Below are 17,677 nucleotides of genomic sequence, written 5' to 3' on the forward strand. Positions count from 1 at the left end.
CGGATGTGGTCGAAATGTGATTGGCATCACATAAAAATGTGACGCGCATCACATGAAAAACGGCCTATATCCTTTGGCCGATCAGCAACTTAGGGGAAAGCCCTGAGTTCAGCGTGAGGAGATGTACTTCTCGCGGCGGATTTGCGGCACCGGCAGGCCGTATTCCTTCAGCGCGGTGAAGGCCGCATCGACCATGTTGGGGTTGCCGCAGAGATAGGCGATATCGCGCTCGGCACTCGGTGCCAGCTCGGCCAGCGCGTTCTGCACATGGCCACTGCGATCGCTGGGACGCGGCATCGCGCGGGCTTCGCGGCTGAGGCAGCCGTGGAAAGTGAAACCGGGATGCGCCTGAGCAAAGGCCTCAAACTCCTCGCCATAGAGCAGCTCGCCTTCATTGCGCGCACCGTACAGCAGCACCACTTCGCGATCGCCCTTCGCCAACAGTTCGCGGATCAGCGGCAGCATGGCGCGGTACGGCGTAACGCCGGTGCCGGTGGCCAGCAGCAGATAGCGCGGATGCGTGTCGCCCGCCTGCAGGCAGAAGCGGCCATATGGGCCGCTGGCTTCGATGGTTTCGCCATGCTGCAGGTTGCCCAGCAACTTGGTAGCGGCGCCGCCTTCCACATAGCTCACCGCGATTTCGATGCGCTGCACCGGCGAACTGCCATCGCCCACCGTCGCCACCGAATAGCTGCGCTTGGTGGCGGTGCCATCGTCGTAATGGAAATGCACCTGCAGAAACTGCCCGGGCACAAAGGCCAGCGGCTGGCCGTCGGCACGCTCGAATACAAGATGGCGTACGGCGGGCGCCAGCATGTGGCTGTCAACGAGACGGAGCGTGAAATGGTCGGCCATGGAAATTCCGGGAAACAGTGAGTGCGCCCGGCTGAACCGGCCGGCAGGAGCTAGCCCGCTATAATAAGAGGCTAGCCCCCTCGGTGCAGCCCATGCCCACCCAGCCTTCTTCTTCCGCCCCCGCCCTGGTCGTCGACAACCTGCGCAAAACCTACGGAAACGGCGTTGAAGCCCTCAAGGGCATCAGCCTGACCGTGCAGCCCGGCGACTTCTTTGCCTTGCTCGGCCCCAATGGCGCCGGCAAATCCACCCTGATCGGCATCCTCTCCTCGCTGGTCAACGCCACCAGCGGCGACGCGCAGGTGTTCGGTGTCTCCGTGAACAAGCAGCGTGGCAAGGCCATGCAGCTGATCGGCCTGGTGCCGCAGGAGATCAACTTCAACCAGTTCGAGAAGCCGTTCGATATCTGCGTGAACGAGGCGGGCTTTTACGGCATCCCGCGCAAGATTGCGGTGGAGCGCGCCGAGAAGTACCTGAAGGAGCTACGCCTGTGGGACAAGGCGCAGGACCAGGCCCGCATGCTCTCCGGCGGCATGAAGCGCCGCCTGATGATCGCCCGCGCGATGATGAACGAGCCGAAGCTGCTGATCCTCGACGAGCCCACCGCCGGCGTGGACATCGAGATCCGCCGCTCCATGTGGCAGTTCGTCAGCGGCATCAACGCCGCCGGCACCACGGTGATCCTCACCACGCATTACCTGGAAGAAGCCGAGCAGCTGTGCCGCAACATTGCGATCATCGATCGCGGCACCATTGTGGAGAACACCACGATGAAGCGCCTGCTTTCCACGCTGGACGTGGAAACCTTCGTGTTCGATGTGAGCAACGTACCGGGTGAACTGCCCAGCCTGCCGGGCATCACCTTGCGTTGCGTCGACGATCACACGCTGGAAGCAGAAATGTCCCGCGCCCACGATCTCAACTCGCTGTTCACGGCGTTGTCCGCGCACGGCATTACGGTTACTTCGATGCGCAACAAGACCAACCGACTGGAAGAGCTGTTCGTCCGTCTCGTGGAGAATGGCCGAAACGAGCAGGGCCGCAACGGGAAAGCCGTGGAGAAAGCGGCATGAACGCCTCCGCCAACCTTGTCGCACTCCAGACCATCGTCCGCCGCGAGATCGCACGCATCACGCGTATCTGGACGCAGACGCTGATTCCGCCCGCGATCACGATGACCTTGTACTTCGTGATCTTCGGCAAGCTCATCGGCAGCCGCATCGGCACCATCGAGGGCGGCTTCACCTACATGCAGTACATCGTGCCGGGCCTGGTGATGATGAGCATCATCACCAACAGCTACGGCAACATCTCCAGCTCGTTCTTCGGCGCTAAGTTCAGCCGCGCGGTGGAGGAGATGCTGGTGTCGCCGATGCCGAACTGGGTGATCTTGCTGGGCTACGTGACGGGCGCCGTGGCGCGCGGCGTGGCTGTCGGCGCGCTGGTGTTGGTCATCGCGCTGTTCTTCACCCATCTGAATGTGGTGCATCCGCTGATCACCTTTGCCTCGGTGCTGCTGGGCGCCACGATTTTCTCGCTGGCAGGCTTCGTCAACGCGGTGTACGCGAAGAAGTTCGACGACATCGCACTAGTGCCCACCTTCGTGCTCACTCCACTCACTTATCTAGGTGGCGTGTTCTATTCGGTGAACATGCTGTCGGAGCCATGGCAAAGCATTTCGCGGGTCAATCCCATTCTGTACATGGTCAATGCGTTCCGCTTTGGCGTGCTGGGTGTGAGCGACGTGCAGATCGGCGTGGCCTTTGGGGTGATGCTTCTGTTCGTTGTCGTGTTGTCCGCGGTTGCGTTGCAGTTGCTCAAGCGCGGCGTTGGACTGCGCTCGTAACCCCTGTAGGAGCGCACCCTGTGCGCGACCCTGCACTACCCGTTTTCGCGCACAGGGTGCGCTCCTACAAAAACCTTGAACCATGCGCGTCAACAAATACATCAGCGAAGCCGGTATCTGCTCCCGCCGCGAGGCGGACGAGCTGCTGCTCGCCGGGCGCGTCACCATTAACGGCGAAGTCGTCACCACCGGCGCCAAGGCGCTGGAGGGCGACGAAGTGCGCGTGGACGGCGAGATCGTCAAGGCGCGCGTTCTCGCCGCGACGCCGGCGGCGAAGCGCGCTGTGTATATCGCGCTGAACAAGCCGGTGGGCATCACCTGCACTACTGACCAGACCGTCTCCGGCAACATCGTCGACTTCGTCGACCATCAGCAGCGCGTGTTTCCGATCGGCCGCCTGGACAAGGATTCGGAAGGCCTGATCCTGCTCACCAGCAACGGCGACATCGTCAACGAAATCCTGCGCGCCGAGAACAACCACGAGAAGGAATACCTGGTGGCGGTGAACAAGCCCGTCACTGACGAATTCCTCGCCGGTATGGCCAAGGGCGTACGTATCCACGGCCAGATGACCAAGCCCTGCCGCACCCGCAAGATCGCCAAGTTCGGCTTCGCCATCGTGCTGACCCAGGGTCTCAACCGCCAGATCCGCCTGATGGCCGCCGCCTTCGGCTACCGCGTCACCCAGCTGCGCCGCGTGCGCATCATCAACGTCAAGCTCGGCCATCTGAAACCGGGGCAGTGGCGCAACCTGACCGATGCCGAGTTGAAGGGGCTGCTGCCGAACCGCACGCAGTGGTGACGGCGCTTCATTGAGCGAAACCTTGTTGACCGCTTGACTTGGCGGACACCAAAGTCTATATATTTAACTAATATCTTAATTGCTTAAAAGCTGATGGCCGTCGATCTGATCTTCGAAGCGCTTGCCTCCCGCCCACGACGCGAAATCCTGGCCTATCTCTCGGCCCAGGAGCTGACCGCCGGCGAGATCGCCAGCCGTTTCAAAATGAGCGCACCGGCCATCTCGCGCCATTTGTCGTTGCTGGAAGGCGCGGGGCTGGTGAGCAGCGAACGGCGCGGACAATACGTGGTGTACCGGATCAACAAGGACAACCTGGTGAATACGCTCACCGGCTTCGCCTTCGAGATCTGCCCCACGGCCGGTCCGCTGAAACGCGAATCCCGCCGGCTCGCTACACGCAAGCCGGGCTGAGGGGAACACATCATCGTTAGTCCAACCGGCGATGCCATAGCGCCGCCGCAGGGGAGGTGCGCCATGGGCAAGGCAAGGATCGTCGCAACATTTCCCAGCACGCGCATCGTGCCCGCGTCGGGTGGCATCCCGGTTGAGGTGACCCTGATCGCCCAGCTCGGCCACGGCGTCGGCGACCAGATGTATGCCAGTGCCTGTGCACGGCAACGCGCACATCCCGCGTTCATCGATGCTCTCCACGAACCATCCACTCAGTTGGGCGGTACCGATTTTGCGAAAGGCGATGCGACGGCGCTCTATACGTTCTCCGTGGGTCCACACGGGCATCCCTTCCACCGTCATGCCGGCCATCGCGTTTTCACAGCTGTTTCGGGCAGCAGCGGTGCGCAACTGCGCTTCTCGACCGCGACACCGGATGAACTCGCCGATGACCCGGCACAATTCGTCCGCGCGCTTCATCATGTGAACATTCCGCCCGACTGCCTTTTCACCGTGCGCTTTAACGGCAAGACATGGCACCAGTTCGTCCCGTGCGATCCCACAGGCCGCCATCCCGCGCTGTTTGCTCTTTCCTGCCACACTAATGAACTCGGTGGCGAACTGGCCGAGGCCACCCGGCAACAAGTGCTGGCCGGTGAGGCCTCCATCCCCCTGCTGACCGAACTCTTGCCCGAACACGTCGTGGCATGGCTGGCGAAAGCCGCACCGCGACCGTCGGATGTTCCCACTGTTTCGCTCGCGCTCGACGTGCGCCCCGATTCCTTGCAGAGCGCACTTTGCAAACGGATACGCGGCGGGCTTGGCCGCCTGCGCAGCATCATGAGCCAGTGGCGACCGATGAGCGGCTTTCTCACCAAGACAGGCACCGGGCTCCCCGTGCAACAGCTTGCGGAGCTACCTGACGATTCGCTGCTGCGCCATCAGCTCGTCGGCGCCCACCACCACGAAGACATGTTCCTGCTCGAACTCAGCGACCCTGCACTGACAGGAAAAGGGGCAACTCGCCTGCTGAGCGCCCTGCTCGACGGCTTCCTGCTCAATCCGCCTTCGAGCGTGTCCCGGCTGATGGCGCTGCGCAACGCGCTGGTCAAGCCTCTCGGACTACGCACATCGCCGCTGGGCTGCCCCGTGTCCTCGCTGCTGTCGTCACGCGCTTGCGAGCGCTTCGACCAACGCTTCCCTGTGCTGGCGCAAACGATCGACGAGAGCGACCGTTATGCGCAGGTGATCCTGGGGGCAGACGACAAGCATCTGCGTTTCCGTTCCTGCATTGGTGTGCGCATCGTCGACGGGCGACATGTCGAACTCACCCTCGGCACGCGGGTGCATTGCACCAACCTGTTCGGCCATGTGTACATCGCGCTGATCGAGCGCGTGCATCGGCATCACGTCAGCCCGGCGATGCTGCGCATGGCTGCCGAGCATGCCTTTGCACGTGCCCCTGCACAGCAAGACCTGGATTCGCGGATTCTGGCAACGTGAAGATACCCACCCGTCAAGACTTCCCGCCCTGCAGATGCGATCATGTCGTATGACCGCCTTCACCACCCTCCCCCTCAAACCCGCCCTGCTCGCCAGCCTGGAAACCCTGGGCTATAGCGAGATGACGCCCGTGCAGGCGGAGAGCCTGCCGCCGATCCTGGAAGGGCGCGACGTCATCGCACAGGCGCGCACGGGCAGTGGCAAGACGGCGGCGTTTGGCCTGGGCCTGTTGCATTCGCTGGATGTCGACACCATCCGTTTGCAGACGCTGGTGCTTTGCCCCACGCGCGAGCTGGCGGATCAAGTGAGCAAGGCAATCCGCAAGCTGGCCGCGAATATCCCGAACGTGAAGTTACTGACGCTGTGCGGCGGCATGCCGCTGGGGCCGCAGCTCGCGTCGCTGACGCATGACCCGCATATCGTGGTGGGCACGCCTGGCCGGGTGCAGGAGCATCTGAAGCGCGGCAGCCTGCATGGCGGCGGCATCAAGACGCTGGTGCTGGACGAAGCGGATCGCATGCTCGACATGGGTTTCTCCGAGGCCATCGACGACATCGTCGGGCGCATCGCCAAGCATCATCAAACGCTGCTGTTTTCGGCGACGTATCCGGACGAGATCCGCGCGATCAGCCAACGCATGCAGAAGGATCCGGTCGAAGTGACGGTGGAGACACCGCACGACGAGGTGACGATCGAGCAGCGCTTCCACGAAGTCGATCCCGCGCAAAAGATCGATGCACTCGCGCAGTTGCTGGTGAAAGAACACGCCGATCATGCACTGGTGTTCTGCAATATGCGCCGCGACGTCGATGCCGTGGCGGAAGAGTTGGACAAGCGTGGCTTCTCCGCCCTCGCCCTGCACGGCGACATGGAGCAGCGCGACCGCGATGAAGTACTGGTGCGTTTCGCCAACCGTAGTTGCTCGATTCTGGTCGCCACTGATGTGGCTGCGCGCGGCCTCGACATCACCGCACTGCCGCAGGTGATCAGCTACGACATCGCGCATGATCCGGATACGCATACGCACCGCATCGGGCGCACCGGGCGCGCTGGCCAAACCGGCCTGGCGATCACGTTGTGCACACCGCGCGAACGGCCCAAGGCCGCGAACATCGAAGCGATGACCGGCAAGCCGCTGCCCTGGCATCCGCTCAAGGTCGGCGCACCGCGCGGCAAGACCTTGCATCTGGCACCGATGAAGACGCTGGTGATCGATGCCGGACGGCAGGACAAACTGCGTCCGGGCGATATTCTTGGCGCACTCACCGGCGACGCGGGCTTGAACGCCGATGCCATCGGCAAGATCGACGTGTTTGCCACACGCGCCTATGTAGCGATCAAGCGCGATCTGGCGAACAAGGCGCTGGAACGTCTGCGTGCGGGCAAGATCAAGGGACGCAACTTCCGCGTGCGTCCGCTGTAGGAGCGCACCCTGTGCGCGAAACGACCCGATAGGGCTGCGCTCTTCAACATGCGCCAGATAGCACGGCCCTATCGGGCCGTTTCGCGCACAGGGTGCGCTCCTACAAGGTATTGATGTAGGTGGACAGCGCCTGGATATCCGCGTCGTCGAGGTTTTCGACGACACCTTGCATCACCTTGCCGTTGGTGCTTCCGCCACGCGTGCCGCCTTTGTAGTCACCCAGCACTTTGCCGACGTAGATCGAGGACTGTCCTTCGAGGCGCGGAAAGGTATGCCATGCGGGCTGCGGCGCGCTGCTCATGATCGGCCGTGGCCCCTGCCCAACCGGTCCGTGACAGCCCTGGCATGGCGGAATCCCCTTCGCCGTATCGCCGGCAAGATAGAGCTGGCCGCCGCGCGAACCCGCATCGGCCTTGCCGGCGGGCTTGGCGGGAAGCGATGCGTAGTAGGCCGCGAGATCGCGCATGTCCTCCTCGCTCAGCGGTGCCGCCTGACCGGTCATGACCGGATCGCTGCGTTGCCCTTCCTTGAACATCTTCAACTGCACATAGAGATAGGTGGTGGATTGACCGGCGAGATGGGGGAAGTTCGGCGCAATGGCGATACCCTGCGGCCCATGACATGCGCCGCAGACCGCCGCCTTGCCGGCGCCGGCCTGTGGATTGCCTCGCACAGGTGCCTGCTTACGCACATCGAGCATCGGCGCGGGATGTGCCGCTGTGGTTGCCGCTGAGGCTGGTGCATCCTGCGCACGCACGTCGACCGTGACGAAGCCTGCAAGCAACCAACCGGCAGCGAGCAGGGCGAACGGACGAGAGAGATTCATGCCGGCGCCCTCCTCATAGCTTCACGTTGAACATGACACCGAGCAGGGTCACGCGGTAATTCCGCTGCGGCCCTTTATCGGTGTAGATCTTGTGGTCATAGCCCAAGGTCTGGTCGAGACCAAGGTAATGCCAGTCGTTGAAGCTGCCGGTTTCGTGGCGGCCAAATAGGCGCATGCCGAAGCGGCGGGTGAAGTCGACGTTGAAGCCGAGCTCCAGCGTGTTGCTGCGGTATTTGTTGTCGGGAAAACCATCGCCGGCCGCAGCCGCCGCACCGGGTCCGCGATAGGCCAGCGCGCCTAGCGTGGCGTAGTTGTAGCCGACATGGCCCAGCGATCCGCTGTAGTTGTAGCTGAAGTCCGCACGCACGCGGCCGAAGTCGTGGGTCAGCGTGAAGCCCGCGTTGGTGTTGCGCTCGCGGTCGAACTCCCACCACTGGTTGGCATACGGATACAGCGGCCCGCCGAGATTCGGGTTGGTCTGGCCCGGCGTGCCGAGTCCGGCGCCGTTGTCCGCGCCGTCGGAGTCACCCACGTTGGAAATACCCATGCGCGAGGTTTCCACGCCAAGATACGCGCTGGCGGTCGTGCGTGGACCCGGCTGCCAGTCCCACTGCAAGGTGGTACCGGTACTTTGCGTGCTCTGCCGCCCGATCAGGGTGCTGTAGTTGTCGCGATTGCCGTAGAAGGTGGCGGACACCGTGGTGGCGTCGCCGAAGGGATAGGTCACGATCACACGCGCCTTGCTCTCGTTGCGGTCCGACAGGTCGTATTTGCGCATGTCGGCCACGGTATGCGCCGGCAGGCCGGTCGCGGGATCGACGAAGCCCGGTAGCGATTCGGAGAAGAACTGCGTGTAAGGGTCGTAGTTGTAATGACCGCCGCGACGCTGCGCGTACTCGTAGCTGGCGCGGATGGTGGCGTCGCCGATGGAGCGCATCACCCAGTCGATCTTGATGCGGTGCTCGTCCACCCGCTTGCGTTCGCGGTATTTCGGCTCGTTATGGTCGAAAGTGTAGGTAACGCCAAGACTGTTGCGACGGCCGAACTGCCAGTCGCCGCCCAGTTCGAACAGCGTATCCGTATAGCCATATGGCACGTTGCGCACCGTGACGTTGGACGACCAGTACAGCGGATTGCGTGGATCGAAGATGCCCGTCTCACCCGGCACCACACTGCCTTGCGAACCGTTTTCGGAGATGTAGCCGTACTGGCCGGTGAGCGGGTTGTAGGCGAGGTAACGGGTCTTGTTGTCTTCCTTGTACCAACGCAGGCCAGCATGCCAGCCGAAATTGGCACTGGGGTGAAAGTTCACCCGCGCGTCGAACAGGCCGGTGTCGATGCGCGCATTGGCGTTCCTCTGCGATAGCGCCGCGGTGGTGTTCCAGTTGGCGCAGGGCACGGTGTAGTTGGGTCCGCCGATCGGTCGCATGTCGATACCGACCACGCCCGTGCAGGTCACCGGCGCGCGCAACGCATCGTTCTGGCGCATGGTGCCCCAGGCCGCGGCGACGTTGAATTGGCCGTTCCACTTCAACTCCCGCGACAGATCCAGGCGCAGGTTGTGATAGTCGTTGTTCGGTTCCAGCGAGTACTCGCCTTGATAGATGTTGGCGACCTGCGGCAGGCCAAGCACGTTCTGCAACTGGAACGGACTCTGGTAGTCCAGATAATCCTTGTGACTGCGGAAGAACGAGCCGTTGTAGGTGCCGACGAAACGCCAGACCTTGCCCACCTTACGCAGGCCGAGATTGATGTCGGTGGTGGAGAAATCGATCGGGCGCACCGTTTCATTGATGCCACCCGGCAGGCCACCCAGATTGAAGAACATCGGGCCGCCCCATAAACGGGTGCCGTTGCGCTCCTCATTGGTGATGGCGGCCGAGCCCACCCAGCCGCGATACAACTCGCCTTCCAGCGACAGACCCGTGCGCGTGCGGGTAAGCCCGATGGTGCGGCGAGGCGCCGCCGCGGAAACCGCCGCAATCTGCGCTGGCGTACTGCCACCCGGCGTCAACGCAGCCGGCAAGGTGAGATGGGTGCTGCCGATACCATTCCAGACCGGATAGGCATTGGTCGACACCGTGTGCGGCATGTCGCGATAGAACGCTTCCAGCTTGTAGCTGCCGTACTTGCCGGCGCGCAGGCGATAGTACTGGTCGTCGCTGCTGATGCGGCTTCCGCGGAATTCCACGTATTGCCCGGTGCGCCGGTTGTCAAAGTTCAGCGTGAAATAGCCGAGCGCGAAGCCATTCTTCCAGTCGCTGTACTGGCGGAAGAACTCGGCGTTCTTGTCGCCATTGATATGGATGTAACCCAGTTGCAGCAGCCCCCAATAGGTCCAGTCGCTACCTGCCGATAGCGGTGTTTCACTGGCGTCTCGCGGATAGGGATAGAGCGAGCCCGTCGGCGTCCGCAGCATGCCGTTGTGCAACCAGGAGAAACCCTCCTGCCCCGGCGCCATCACCGGTGTCCAACCGCGCGGATCGAGTGCGTTGCCGTACTGCATGTCGCCCACGCGCATGGTGTCGCTGCCATCGGCGACCTGTGCGGCCGCCACACTGGAGAGCATCGCGGCCAGCAGCATCAGGGAGAGCAGTCGGAGCTGGAGCTTGCGCATGTTCCCTCTCCCTCATTTGTGGAACTTGGGACCGGAGGGGTTGTTGGAGCCATGGATATTGGTGTGGCAGGTCAGGCAGCCGCGCCCCATGATCCGTTCGTCCGGCGCCAGCCCGGTGCCCAGTCCGTTGGTGGTCTGCAGATCGTTCGGGTGCCGCGTCATGGTGTGGCACTGCTGGCACAGCATGGGAATCGGCGCGACCAGCAAGGTCTGCTGATTGGAACCGTGCACGTCGTGGCAGTTGAGGCAGTTCTGCCGCACCGGCGCGTGCTCGAACAGGAACGGTCCGCGCTTCTCGGCGTGGCAGGTGTAGCAAGTCTCGTTGACCGTGTCGGTCTTCAGCAGCGGCTTGGTGATGGTGCCGTGCGGGTTGTGGCAATCAGTGCAGGCCATCTGCCCTTCCGGCAGCGGCATATGTGAGCGGCGGTTGAACTTGGCGCGGATGTCCTGATGGCAGCTTGCGCAGACTTCATTGATGGAAGGCTTGGCCAGCACACCCTCCGGCGATTGGCGCGCCATCGGGTTGTGGCAATCGGTGCAGGACAAACCGCGGTTCTCATGCACCGAGCCCAGCCAGTGCTGCCGCGCACCGCCGGCATGGCAGCCCAGGCAAACGGCGGTCTGCGTCTGTGCGGAAGTCTTGGCGTCATGGGTGAAAGCGATGATCGAACCCGGTGCGGTGGGGTTCTTGGCGTGATCGGAGCCCGGGCCATGGCAGCTTTCGCAGGCCGCTTGCGGTCCGGTATGGGCCGCGCCGGCGCGGAACGAAGCGACGTGCAGGGAATGCGAGGCCTGCACATTCTCCAGCGCGTGGCAGGCGATACAGGTCTTGGCGCCTACGGCGTCGGCGTTTGGCGCCAGCGGGCTTTTCGGCACCGCCGCCGCATCGAATGGTGTGGCCGGGTTGTCGCTTACCGGCCGCAGATGCGGGTCGCGATTGCGCGCGTCGTTCGCTCCCATGTCGGTAGCCGGCAGCATGCGTGCGATATCGCTCTGGCTCAGGCCGCTCGAACTGCTCGACGCCGTCTGCTGCGCCCACATCACCGGCGACCAGCACGCCAGGCATAGGGCAACAAGCAGCAAGACCGCCGACGAGAGCGGACTGAGCCAGATTGACTTCGCACGCATGGCTTGAAACCCCTTGGCTAGCGTGAAGCGGCGTCCGTATCGACCCTGTCGCCCCTCACCGGCGACTCACCATGCAACCGATATCGACACAGCACCTCGTCGGAGTATTCACCCTTGCCGGAAGCGGAATAAGCCCTGTCTTTGAAAATGAATGTCCAGGATCAGAGAACAATCGCGATATGTCGCGGCGCGTCATTCAGCCGCTCAAAGCTTGGAGTAGCCTGAAAAAAGCGGCGTATCGCCATGGGGACCCAGGGCATGCAGGACCTCAACGACATTCACTATTTCGTCCAAGTGGTGGAGCACGGCAGCTTCACCGCGGCCAGTCGCGCACTGGGAGTAGCCAAATCCCAGTTGAGCTTTCGCATTGCGCGATTGGAAGAAAATCTCGGCGTACGCCTGATCCAGCGCACCACGCGGCGTTCGCACGTCACCGAAATCGGGCGCCGCTATTACGACCAATGCCGGTTGATGCTTGCGGCCGCCGATCGCGCGCAGCGGGTGATCGACGACGCGCAGGCGATCCCGCGCGGACGCATCCACGTAGCCTGCCCGGTGATGTTCGCGCAACTGCTGCTGGCACCGGTGCTGGTGGGTTTCCTGCGCCAGCATCCGGATGTGCAGGTCGACCTGGATATCTGCCACCACCAGGTCGACGTGGTAGCGCATGGCTACGACATCGCTTTTCGCGTGCGCGCTTCGGTGCAGGATTCCAGCCTGGTGTTGCGCAGTTTCGGCATGGACCCGCAGATGCTGGTCGCAAGCCCCGAGCTGTTGCGCCGGATCGCCCCGCCGCAACAGCCTATCGACCTGCGCGAGATCCCAAGCGTCGGCGTGATCTCCGCCGAGGGCCGCCACTTCTGGACACTGATCGATGCCAGTGGCCACGCGCAGCGCGTCGAGTATCACCCCACGCTTGTCAGCGACGATCTGCAGGTGCTGTATCAGGCGGTGACCGGCGGCCTGGGCGTGGCACAGATGCCGCGCTTCCTCTGCCGCGAACCGATCGCGCGCGGCCAGCTGGTGCCGCTGCTTCCCGCGTGGAGCCTGCCGCCAGGCAATGTGCACGCCGTCTACCCCTCGCGGCACGGACACACGCCGGCCATGCGCAGCTTTATCGACTACGTGGCGGAGCACCTGCCGCGCATACTGGCCGATGCGCAGCGCGGCGCGCCAAGCGGCGACGTAAAACCCTTGCTCGCCGTGGCGTGATGGAAACGGCCGGTGCAGGACTGGCGCAACCCCATCCCTCCTGCTAAAACGCCCCCTGACCCGCCGCACCAATGGGGGAACGGCGGTCCGCGCCCCGTCCAACAGGGCGCGTATCCACGGACGACACTCAGGGACTCACTATGACAAGCAAGTTATGGCCAGCACTCGGCCTGCTGGCGGCCTTCGCATGGAACACGCCGGCCTTCGCCGCACCCGCCGACGAACCCGCGGCCACCGAAACGGCCAACAGCGCGGAATCCTTTCTCAGCGCGCTGCATCCGGCGACCGGCACCGTCACCATTCCCGGTGCGCAGGCCACGCTCAAACTCGAACCGGGCTACAGCTTTCTCCCCGCGGATGACGCGCAACGCGTGCTCTCCGGACTGTGGAACAACCCGCCGGACAAAAGCGTCCTCGGCATGATCCTGCCCAGCACCGACATGCACGTGCTGCTGGACGACAAGGTCTGGGCGGTCGTAGTGACCTTCGTCGACGAAGGCTACGTTTCCGATGCCGATGCCGCGAAGATCAATTACGACGACATGCTCAAGGACATGCAGGCGGCGACCAAGGACGAGAACGCCGATCGCATCAAACAAGGTTATCCCGCCATCGAACTGGCAGGCTGGGCCGAGCCGCCGCACTACGACTCGGCCAGCCACAAGCTGTATTGGGCGCGTAATCTCCGCTTCAAGAAGGCTGACGGCGGCGGCGAAGCCGGTTCGCTGAACTACGACATCCGCGTGCTTGGCCGCCGCGGTTATCTGTCGTTGAATGCGGTAGCGCCCATGGACCAGCTGGCCCAGGTGCGTGCGGACATGCCCAAGGTGCTGGAGATGACCGAGTTCGATGCCGGCCAGCGCTACACCGACTACAACGCCAGCACCGACAAGCTCGCTGCTTACGGTATTGGCGCGCTCGTCGCCGGCGGTATCGCTGCCAAGGCAGGCCTGTTCGCCAAGCTTGGCGCGCTGCTGTTCGCGTTGAAGAAGTTCGTGATCATCGGTATCGCCGCGATTGGCGCGGCAATCTCCAAGCTGTTCGGTCGCAAGAAAACTCAATGACCTGCGCACTCCCCTTCTCCAGATCGGAGAGGGGGAGTTGGCGGGGCCGTCAGCGCGGTGGGGTTTCGTCCAGCCGCACACCCAGCCCGGCAAGGCGGCGCAACCCATCTGCGCTGGGCACCAGAGCGCGGCCCTGCGAAGCGCGGCGCAGCCAGCCCGCATCCAGCATCGCCGCCGTCATCGCCACCCCAAGCGGGCCTCCGACATGCAGGCGACGCTCGGTCCAGTCCAGGCAACCGCGGCCATGCAACTGCGACAGCTGATGGACGCCCTCGACCTCCAGTCCCGCTTCCACCAGAACCTCGGTTCCCGCAGGCAGCAATTGCAGACCTTCGCTTGCCGCATGCAGATACCCACGCGCGAGCATGGCATCGCAGAAGGCCACACCCAGTTGGCCGGCCAGATGGCGATAGCAAGTACGCGCGCGTCGCACCGCAGGGTCGCCACCTGCCGGACGCAGTGCTGCGCCACTGATACGCGGCATCGCCATGGCTTCGAGCATGGCCGCGACATCATCGTCAGCCAGCCGATAGTAACGATGTCGCCCCTGCACATGCAGCGCGAGCAAACCACCCTCCAGCAATCGCTTGAGATGCGCGCTCGCCGTTGCCGCGCCGACTCCTGCAGCCCGCGCCAATTCGCCGGCTGGGCGTGAGGTGCCATCCGACAACGCCAACAGCATCGCAGCGCGCGCGGGCTCGGCCAGCAAGGCACCGACTTCGGCGAGCTGATAGCGATTCAATGAGGTCGCGTCTCTCATGGGCGCAGTCTAATCCTCGCGCTGCAGGAACGTTTCGCTCCAGGTCGAAACATCAAGACAATGCAGCGGACGACACTGTCGACATGGACATGTATCGCGCACCCGACACGCTCGTCATTAACCCTTCCATTCTCTACTTCGGCACACCGGTGGTGCTTATCACCACACGCAACCCCGACGGCTCCGCCAACATCACCCCGATGTCCTCAGCCTGGGCACTGGCGGACCGCGTGGTGATCGGTCTCAGCGGCGGCGGCCAGGGGCTCGCCAATCTAAGGCGCGAAAGAGCATGCGTACTCAACCTTGCCGGCGAGGATATGCATGAAGCGGTAGAACGCCTTGCACCGACCACCGGACGCGATCCTCCGCCGTCCTGGAAACGCGGCTATCGGCACGAAGCGGACAAATTTGCATTGAGCGGCCTGCATACGGCGCCTGCGCTTTCGGTAAACGCGCCACGCATCGCCGAATGTCCGCTGCAACTGGAGGCGCGCGTTCGCCTGGAGTTCTTTCGCCCACTGGACGCCTGGTGCGACAGCGCTGAAGGCTACGCAATATTCGAGCTAGAAGTGCTTCGCGTCCATGCACATGCCGATGTGGTGGTGCCGGGTACTCAGCACATCGACCCACAAGCTTACCGGCCGCTGTTCTATCTGTTCCGGCACTACATGGGTCGTGGTTCGGCGCTCGGCAGGACGTTCAAGGCCGAGGTGTGATCAGGCGCTGAAAAGAAACGGGGCGCTTAAGCGCCCCGTTCTCTCGTGCTTTCCACAGTGGCTTCTTATCCGGCCACCAGCGCATCCAGCGCCGCATTGAACGTCGCACTCGGCCGCATCGCTTTGGTGACCAGCGCGGTATCCGGGCGGTAGTAGCCCTTGATATCCACCGGCTTGCCCTGCGCACCGTTCAACTCGGCGACGATCTTCGCCTCGTTCTCGGTCAGCGACTTGGCGAGCGGTGCGAACTTGGCCTTCAGCGCGGCGTCCTCGTCCTGTGCGGCCAGTGCCTGCGCCCAGTACAGGGCTAGGTAGAAATGGCTGCCGCGGTTGTCGAGTTCGCCGACCTTGCGTGCCGGTGACTTGTTGTTGTCGAGGAATTTGCCAGTGGCCTGATCCAGGGTCTTGGCCAGCACTCCGGCCGCAGCATTGTTGTAGCGATTGCTGAGGTGTTCGAGTGAGGCGGCCAGTGCCAGGAATTCACCCAGCGAATCCCAGCGCAGGCAATCCTCTTCCAGGAACTGCTGCACATGCTTGGGCGCGGAACCGCCGGCGCCCGTCTCGAACAGACCGCCACCGGCCATCAGCGGCACGATGGAAAGCATCTTGGCGCTGGTGCCGAGTTCCATGATCGGGAACAGGTCGGTGAGGTAGTCGCGCAGCACATTGCCGGTGACCGAGATAGTGTCCTGGCCCTTGCGGATGCGCTCCAGCGAGAAACGCGTGGCTTCCACCGGCGACAGGATGCGGATATCCAGGCCGCTGGTGTCGTGATCTTTCAGGTAGCGCTCGACCTTCTTGATGACCTGCGTGTCGTGGGCGCGGGCCGGGTCCAGCCAGAACACGGCGGGCGTGTTGCTGAGGCGCGCGCGGCTCACGGCCAGCTTCACCCAATCCTGGATCGGCGCGTCCTTGGTCTGGCACATGCGCCAGATGTCGCCGGCTTCCACGTTGTGCTCCAGCAGCATGGTGCCGTTGCTGTCGGTGACGCGCACCACGCCGTCGGCGGCGATCTGAAAGGTCTTGTTGTGCGAGCCGTATTCCTCGGCCGCCTGCGCCATCAGGCCGACGTTCGGCACGCTGCCCATGGTGGCGGGATCGAAGGCGCCATGCGCCTTGCAGTCCTCGATCACCACTTGATAGACGCCGGCATAGCTGCGATCCGGAATCAGCGCCTTGGTGTCCTGCAACTTGCCTTCGGCGTTCCACATCTTGCCGGAGTCGCGGATCATCGCCGGCATCGACGCATCGACGATCACGTCGCTGGGCACATGCAGATTGGTGATGCCCTTGTCGGAGTTCACCATGGCCAGCGCGGGGCGCTTGGCGTATTCGGCTTGCACATCGGCGGCCATCTCGGCCTGCTTGTCGGCCGGCAACGCGGCGATGCGCGCGTACAGATCACCGATACCGTTGTTGGGATTGAAGCCGATGGTCTTGAGCGTGTCGGCGTGCTTGGCCAGCACGTCCTTGTAGAACTCGGTGACCACCTCACCGAACATGATCGGGTCGGAGACCTTCATCATGGTGGCCTTCAGATGCAGCGAGAACAGCACGCCCTGCTTCTTCGCGTCCTCGATCTGCGCGTCGACGAAGCTGGCCAGCGCCTTCTTGCTCATCACGGCGGCGTCGATCAATTCACCGGCCGAGATCGAGGTCTTTTCCTTCAGCACGAAGGTGCTTCCGTCCTTGCCGAACCACTCGATCTTCACGTCGGTGGCTTTTTCCACCAGCGCGGACTTCTCGCTGCCATAGAAATCGCCGCCATCCATGTGTGCCACGTGCGTTTTGGAATCGGCGCTCCATGCACCCATCTTGTGCGGGTGCTTGCGCGCGTAGTTCTTCACCGAAAGCGGTGCGCGGCGGTCGGAATTGCCTTCGCGCAGCACCGGGTTCACCGCGCTGCCCTTGACCTTGTCGTAGCGCGCCTGGACGTTCCAGTCGCTCACGTCGCTCGGCGCCTCGGGATACTCCGGCAGCGCATAACCCTGCCCTTGCAGCTCCTTGATCGCGGCCTTGAGCTGCGGCATCGAGGCGCTGATGTTGGGCAGCTTGATGATGTTCGCTTCTGGCGTGGTCGCCAGCTGACCGAGCTCGGCCAGATCGTCGGCCATTTTCTGCTCGTCTTTCATCACGTCCGAAAACTGCGAGATGATGCGGCCGGCAAGAGAGATATCACGCGTCTCCACCGCAATGCCCGCGGGCTTGGTGAAAGCCTGCACGATCGGCAGCAGCGAATGCGTGGCGAGGAAGGGAGCTTCGTCCGTGAGGGTGTAGATGATCTTCGGAGCGTTCGACATGGTGTTCGGTGACCTCTCTCTTGCAACGACAGGTAACGGGGCGGGGCGCTGGCGACTCGGCCGGGACCGGAGCCATGCGGCGCCCACGGGGCTTCGTGATGCGCGGATCGTCCGATTCGCTGGCCCGGAAGGGTGGCCGGAGTCCGCGAAAGCCATGCATTGTCGCGTTTTCGGGTGACAGGGGAAAGCGCGGGCCGGCGCAGAAGGCCGCCCAGCGTGCAGCGCTTGCCTGATT

General features: G+C 63.3%; 15 protein-coding genes. 9 read left to right on the forward strand and 6 right to left on the reverse strand.

Translation table 11 applies throughout. From position 1 onward, the window contains the following. Nucleotides 1-108 precede the first annotated feature (108 nt). Nucleotides 109-855 carry a ferredoxin--NADP reductase gene (locus ISS97_RS08390; protein WP_379985288.1) on the reverse strand — a complete coding sequence of 249 codons (747 nt, stop codon included), beginning with the start codon at nt 853-855 and terminating at the stop codon, nt 109-111. 92 nt (nt 856-947) lie between these two features. Here ISS97_RS08390 and ISS97_RS08395 point away from each other — a divergent pair, with 92 nt between their 5' ends. From ISS97_RS08395 to dbpA, 6 genes are all read left to right on the forward strand, one after another. Then, the gene (locus ISS97_RS08395; protein WP_379985286.1) at nt 948-1,928 is read left to right on the forward strand and encodes an ABC transporter ATP-binding protein; all 981 of its coding nucleotides are present in this window, start codon (nt 948-950) and stop codon (nt 1,926-1,928) included. Continuing rightward, a complete protein-coding gene (locus tag ISS97_RS08400; RefSeq protein WP_379985285.1) occupies nt 1,925-2,701 on the forward strand; it encodes an ABC transporter permease in 777 nt (258 codons plus the stop codon). Before ISS97_RS08395 ends, ISS97_RS08400 begins: the two co-directional genes overlap by 4 nt. Before the next feature lie 82 nt (nt 2,702-2,783). Next, nucleotides 2,784-3,503 carry a pseudouridine synthase gene (locus tag ISS97_RS08405; protein WP_379985284.1) on the forward strand — a complete coding sequence of 240 codons (720 nt, stop codon included), beginning with the start codon at nt 2,784-2,786 and terminating at the stop codon, nt 3,501-3,503. Between the two features lie 93 nt (nt 3,504-3,596). Beyond that, nucleotides 3,597-3,914 carry a metalloregulator ArsR/SmtB family transcription factor gene (locus tag ISS97_RS08410; RefSeq protein WP_379985283.1) on the forward strand — a complete coding sequence of 106 codons (318 nt, stop codon included), beginning with the start codon at nt 3,597-3,599 and terminating at the stop codon, nt 3,912-3,914. A gap of 63 nt (nt 3,915-3,977) precedes the next feature. Further along, nucleotides 3,978-5,396, forward strand: coding sequence for a DUF2867 domain-containing protein (locus tag ISS97_RS08415; RefSeq protein ID WP_379985282.1), 1,419 nt, complete (start codon nt 3,978-3,980; stop codon nt 5,394-5,396). 49 nt (nt 5,397-5,445) lie between these two features. Further along, entirely contained in the window at nt 5,446-6,819 is a 1,374-nt protein-coding gene (gene dbpA / locus ISS97_RS08420) for an ATP-dependent RNA helicase DbpA (RefSeq protein ID WP_379985281.1), read from the forward strand. Between the two features lie 100 nt (nt 6,820-6,919). Here dbpA and ISS97_RS08425 read toward each other — a convergent pair whose 3' ends face one another. The 3 genes from ISS97_RS08425 to ISS97_RS08435 are packed head-to-tail and all read right to left on the reverse strand — an operon-like array spanning nt 6,920 to nt 11,390. Next, nucleotides 6,920-7,645 (reverse strand): c-type cytochrome, encoded by a 726-nt coding sequence (locus ISS97_RS08425; protein WP_379985280.1) that lies wholly within the window; start codon nt 7,643-7,645, stop codon nt 6,920-6,922. Nucleotides 7,646-7,658: 13 nt separating this feature from the next. Further along, complete coding sequence (locus ISS97_RS08430; RefSeq protein WP_379985279.1) at nt 7,659-10,262, reverse strand: MtrB/PioB family outer membrane beta-barrel protein; 2,604 nt, start codon at nt 10,260-10,262, stop codon at nt 7,659-7,661. Nucleotides 10,263-10,274: 12 nt separating this feature from the next. Continuing rightward, nucleotides 10,275-11,390 carry a DmsE family decaheme c-type cytochrome gene (locus ISS97_RS08435; RefSeq protein ID WP_379985278.1) on the reverse strand — a complete coding sequence of 372 codons (1,116 nt, stop codon included), beginning with the start codon at nt 11,388-11,390 and terminating at the stop codon, nt 10,275-10,277. A gap of 243 nt (nt 11,391-11,633) precedes the next feature. Between ISS97_RS08435 and ISS97_RS08440 the strand changes: the two genes are divergently transcribed. Next, nucleotides 11,634-12,602: a LysR substrate-binding domain-containing protein gene (locus ISS97_RS08440; protein ID WP_379985277.1), complete on the forward strand. Its 969-nt coding sequence runs from the start codon at nt 11,634-11,636 to the stop codon at nt 12,600-12,602. A 140-nt stretch (nt 12,603-12,742) separates the two neighbouring features. Next, nucleotides 12,743-13,666, forward strand: a complete 924-nt coding sequence (locus tag ISS97_RS08445; protein ID WP_379985276.1) for a DUF2167 domain-containing protein — start codon at nt 12,743-12,745, stop codon at nt 13,664-13,666. Nucleotides 13,667-13,715: 49 nt separating this feature from the next. Here ISS97_RS08445 and ISS97_RS08450 read toward each other — a convergent pair whose 3' ends face one another. Further along, complete coding sequence (locus ISS97_RS08450) at nt 13,716-14,426, reverse strand: ArsR/SmtB family transcription factor (RefSeq protein WP_379985275.1); 711 nt, start codon at nt 14,424-14,426, stop codon at nt 13,716-13,718. Nucleotides 14,427-14,509: 83 nt separating this feature from the next. Between ISS97_RS08450 and ISS97_RS08455 the strand changes: the two genes are divergently transcribed. After that, a complete protein-coding gene (locus tag ISS97_RS08455) occupies nt 14,510-15,142 on the forward strand; it encodes a flavin reductase family protein (RefSeq protein WP_379985274.1) in 633 nt (210 codons plus the stop codon). Between the two features lie 65 nt (nt 15,143-15,207). Here ISS97_RS08455 and ISS97_RS08460 read toward each other — a convergent pair whose 3' ends face one another. Continuing rightward, nucleotides 15,208-17,442 (reverse strand): NADP-dependent isocitrate dehydrogenase, encoded by a 2,235-nt coding sequence (locus tag ISS97_RS08460; protein WP_379985273.1) that lies wholly within the window; start codon nt 17,440-17,442, stop codon nt 15,208-15,210. Between the last annotated feature and the right edge of the window lie 235 nt (nt 17,443-17,677).

The organism is Dyella koreensis, assembly GCF_044904565.1.
Classification (GTDB): Bacteria; Pseudomonadota; Gammaproteobacteria; order Xanthomonadales; family Rhodanobacteraceae; genus Dyella_D; species Dyella_D koreensis.